The 3,981-nt window shown below is 54.2% G+C and carries 5 protein-coding genes; 2 read left to right on the top strand and 3 right to left on the bottom strand.

Annotation, left to right across the window (positions count from 1 at the left end):
- On the bottom strand, positions 1–1,670 hold a 1,670-nt coding region (locus IBX50_RS18155; protein WP_292257806.1), incomplete at its 3' end, for a type IIL restriction-modification enzyme MmeI.
- 76 nt (positions 1,671–1,746) lie between these two features.
- On the opposite strand from IBX50_RS18155, the gene IBX50_RS18150 reads away from it, so the two are divergent.
- On the top strand, positions 1,747–2,079 hold the full coding sequence (locus IBX50_RS18150) for a TraR/DksA C4-type zinc finger protein (protein WP_292257804.1): 333 nt from the start codon (positions 1,747–1,749) through the stop codon (positions 2,077–2,079).
- Between the two features lie 14 nt (positions 2,080–2,093).
- Complete coding sequence (locus IBX50_RS18145; protein ID WP_292257802.1) at positions 2,094–2,216, top strand: hypothetical protein; 123 nt, start codon at positions 2,094–2,096, stop codon at positions 2,214–2,216.
- Here IBX50_RS18145 and nhaB read toward each other — a convergent pair.
- Both nhaB and IBX50_RS18135 read right to left on the bottom strand, forming a co-directional pair.
- Positions 2,189–3,712: a sodium/proton antiporter NhaB gene (gene nhaB / locus IBX50_RS18140; RefSeq protein WP_292257799.1), complete on the bottom strand. Its 1,524-nt coding sequence runs from the start codon at positions 3,710–3,712 to the stop codon at positions 2,189–2,191. The two genes, IBX50_RS18145 and nhaB, sit on opposite strands and share 28 nt — an antisense overlap.
- 23 nt (positions 3,713–3,735) lie before the next feature.
- Positions 3,736–3,981: hypothetical protein (locus tag IBX50_RS18135; RefSeq protein WP_292257797.1), on the bottom strand; the 246-nt coding region annotated here is incomplete at its 5' end.

Below are 3,981 nucleotides of genomic sequence, written 5' to 3'. Positions count from 1 at the left end.
GGGTTGTGGTAGATAAACACCGGAATACGCTGGTTTTCATCGGGAATCAGTTCACCCGTGACAGGGCTGGTTTTGGTGCTGATGCCATCCCAGATGGTGATGGTTTGCCCCTGATCATCCAGCAGGTGTTCCTTGCTGTCATAGTCAATCAGCGCGTCGCGGTTTTCGATGTTTTTAAAATCCCGCAGAATCGGCTCCGGCAAGTCCAGCTTGCCGTGAATGCGGTAGTGCCATTGCAGGTAACCTATCCACAGCACAATTTCGGCAATCGCCGCTGCACGGGGGTTGATCTCCATGCCTAAAAACTGGTGCGGATCAACGGTCAGTCCCTGGGCTTGCATCCCCACCTGACCGTGGGAGAGGTCGCTGATCAGGTTCAGCACTTCACCTTCCAGGCGTTTCATGTGTTCCAGCGCCACGTACAAAAAGTTGGCACTGCCACAGGCAGGGTCGAGTACACGGGTTTCGCAGAGCTGCAGGTGAAACCTCTGCAATTCTTCCAGTGCTTTGTTGTCCTTGCCCTGCTGAATCAGGCTTTGTGCCACCACTTGCAGGGTGCTCCATTGCTGGCGCAGGGGTTCAATCAGGGTTGGCATCACCAGCCGTTCAACATAAGCGCGTGGGGTGTAGTGTGCCCCCAGCTTGTGCCTTTCGCGGGGGTCCAGCGCACGTTCCAGCAGGGTGCCAAAAATCGCCGGTTCCACATAACGCCAGTCGGCCTTGGCGGCATCAATCAACAGTTGAATTTGTTCGGGTTTCAGCGGCATCGGATTGATGTTCTTGAACAGTCCGCCATTAAAGCGCTTGATGGGCTGCATCAGGCGTTCACTGTAACCGCCGCTGTTCATGTTTTCCCACAGGGCTTTCAGGGCATGGGGAAAGGCATCCGGGCGTTCTTTCAGATCCACCAGCAGATCGTGAAAACTCTGGCTGGGCAGCAGTTCCACATCCTCGGCAAACATGGTGAATAGGCAGCGTTTCAGAAAATGCGCCACCCGCTCCACGTCATAACCATCCTGCTCCAGCGATTTTGCCAGCTCCGCCAGTTTACGGCTGACGCCCTTGGTGACTTGCGCTGCGTATTTGCTGGGATCAAGGCTATCAGGATCAAGCCACAGGGCTTGCAAGCGCTGCTGGATGTCCACTTTGCGCAGGTCTTGCATCAGGATGCGGTAATGCCCCGGATCGGGGAAGGGTACATAGGTGCTGCCGGTGCGGGTAAATTCGGAGTAAAGCTCGATTGAGCGCCCTACATCTGTAACGATGATAAAGGGCGGCTTGCCTTCTTCGGCTGGCAGGGCACGGACATAACGGTCGGCCTGATGGTGAGCAGCCAGCATGGCTTTATCCCAGCCGGGAGTGTCTAAGTTTTTGCCGGTCTGCTTGGCTTCCAGCACAAAGCAACCGCGCCGGTAGAGATCTATAAAACCGTTGTTGCTGCTGCCATCCGGGTTGTGGATGGTGACTCGCCGCTCCAGCACATAGGCGTTGTCCTGCTGGTTATCGGTGGCGGGTCCCGGTGTTGGCAGGTTCAGCAGGGTGCAGAGTTCGGTGATGAACGGAGGAAAGTTGGCTTTTTCACTGCCGGTGGCGTTTTTCCAGCGGCTGATGAACTGGCTGACTGCTTCGGCATCCGGCAGCGGTGGGTGTTGATCCTTGTTGGCAGTCATGCAGGTTTTTCCTTTTGTATAATGTGTAACCATCTGGGGTGGTATTCTACCCAAAACAACCAACAGGAGGCAGACCTTGCAAAATAAAACCTTAAAGCATTTTCAGCAGCGTTTGCTGGAAATGAAAGCAGAACTGGAAAGCCTGGCGGAAGGTAATGATCAGGCCGGAACCGTGGAGCTGGATCAGTCTCGTGTTGGTCGTCTGTCCCGTATGGATGCCTTGCAAGGGCAGCAAATGGCGCTGGAAGCAGAGCGTCGCCGCAATCAGCAGTTAAGGCAGGTGCTGGCGGCCTTAAAACGCATAGAGGCAGGTGACTACGGTGACTGCGCGGAATGTGGTGAGCCTATCGCACCGGGGCGGCTGGAATATAACCCAGCGGTTGAGTGTTGTATCAACTGCGCAAAATAAGTGGAGTGAAAATCATGTGGCAACTGCCGAACTGGCAAGCCGGTTTGTCGAGTGTGATGTTGGGTGTGCAGCAGCTGGCCGGGTCACCGGCCAGCATTACCCGCAGAGATTACAGCCAGTGGGTGACAGCCCAGTAACCCATGCCACCCATCACCAGTGTATAGGGCAGCGCCATCATGACCATGCGCCCGTAAGACAGGCGTACCAGTGGTGCAATGGCTGAGGTCAGCAGAAACAGAAAGGCAGCCTGACCATTGGGTGTTGCCACACTGGGGAGGTTGGTGCCGGTGTTAATGGCAACCGCCAGCAGCTCAAAGTGTTCACGGGTGATGTCTTCCCGCAGCAGTGCCGCTTTGATCTCTCCGATATAAACTGTGGCAACAAATACGTTATCAGAAATGGCTGAAAGCAAACCATTGGCGATAAACAGCATGCCGGGCTGTTGTTCCAGCGGGCGGCTGAGCACCAGCTCAATGAAAGGCTGGAACATCTGCTGGCTGTGAATGACAGCCACAATGGTGAAAAACACCACCAGCAGGCCGGTGAAGGGCAGTGATTCCTGAAATGCCTTGCCGATTTGATGTTCTTCATTGATGCCATTCAGGCTGGTCAGCAGCACAATCACCGCCAGACCAATCAAGCCTACTTCGGCCAGATGAAAGGCCAGCGCAATGACCAGAAAAACGGCAACTGCAGCTTGCACCATCAGCTGTACTTTTTCGCGGGGGCTTCTTTTTTCTGACTGGTCACGGTCAAACTCTTCCAGTATTTCGCGTACTCGCCCCGGCAAGCGTCCGGCATAACCAAAAAAGCGTCCAAGGGGTTTGATTTTTTCCAGCAGCAGGCAGGTGGTTAAGCCGGCAGCAAGCACGGGCAGGGTAACGGGCGCCATCTGTAAAAAGAAGGTGGTGAAATCCCAGCCTGCTTCCTTGGCAATCAGCAGGTTCTGGGGTTCACCCACCAGAGTGCACACACCGCCCAGGGCTGTACCGATGGCTGCGTGCATCAGCAGGGAGCGCAGGAATCCACGGAATTGCACCAGATCTTCGCGCTGAGCCTCAAGGATGGACAGATCATTGCCATGATCATGGCTGTGCTGATGGTATTCCTTGCCAGAAGCCACACGATGATAGACCGAATAAAAACCAACGGTGATGGAGATAATCACCGCAGTGACGGTAAGTGCATCCAGAAAGGCTGAGAGCAATGCCGCAGCAGCACAGAAAATCAACGACAGCAGGGATTTGGAGCGGATGCCCAGCAGTATTTTGGTAAAGGCATACAGCAGCAGGCTTTTCATGAAGTAAATGCCCGCCACCATGAACATCAGCAGCAGTATAACTTCCAGATTGTGTCGCACTTCATACAACACCATCTCAGGTGTCGTCATTCCCAGAAAAACGGCTTGCAAGGCCAGCAAACCGCCCGGCAGCAGGGGATAACACTTCAGTGCCATCGCCAGGGTGAAAATGAATTGTGCCAGCAATACCCAGCCAGCCAGGGGCGTCCAAGGCCCTGGCAGCCAGTGCATAACGGGGTTAACAACCAGAAACAGGAGGATCAGGTATTTGTACCAGTAAGGGGCGTTGCCGAGAAAGTTCTTGAGCAAGGCCTGCGGCATCGAGGCGATCATGGATATTTTCCTTGTCAGTTTGATTAAGAGGAAGGTTTGGGAAAGGGGTTTGCATGGCAATAACTCGGTGTTCGCGGAGGCAGTGGCCTCAGAATGGCGCATATGGTGTGACAAAAAGCCGCATTGTGCAAGTGCAGCAAAATATTTTCCAGTTTTTCTGTACCTCGGTCAGTCAGGCTGCTAGAATCCGCGCCTTTAAAAACTAATTCCTCTGTTTTAGCAAAATCCGCGTAAACCCTCGCCCAATCGGGCGGGGATATAAGCGGGAA

It is taken from the genome of Marinospirillum sp. (genome assembly GCF_014859565.1).
Note: the sequence above shows the minus strand (reverse complement) of the source record. Positions and strands in the feature narration are given on the sequence as shown.

Bases quoted from the DNA above. Each gene is read 5' to 3' on its own strand.
- IBX50_RS18145 (WP_292257802.1), top strand. From the start codon at position 2,094: ATGTGGCAACTGCCGAACTGGCAAGCCGGTTTGTCGAGTGTGATGTTG.
- nhaB (WP_292257799.1), bottom strand. From the start codon at position 3,712: ATGATCGCCTCGATGCCGCAGGCCTTGCTCAAGAACTTTCTCGGCAAC.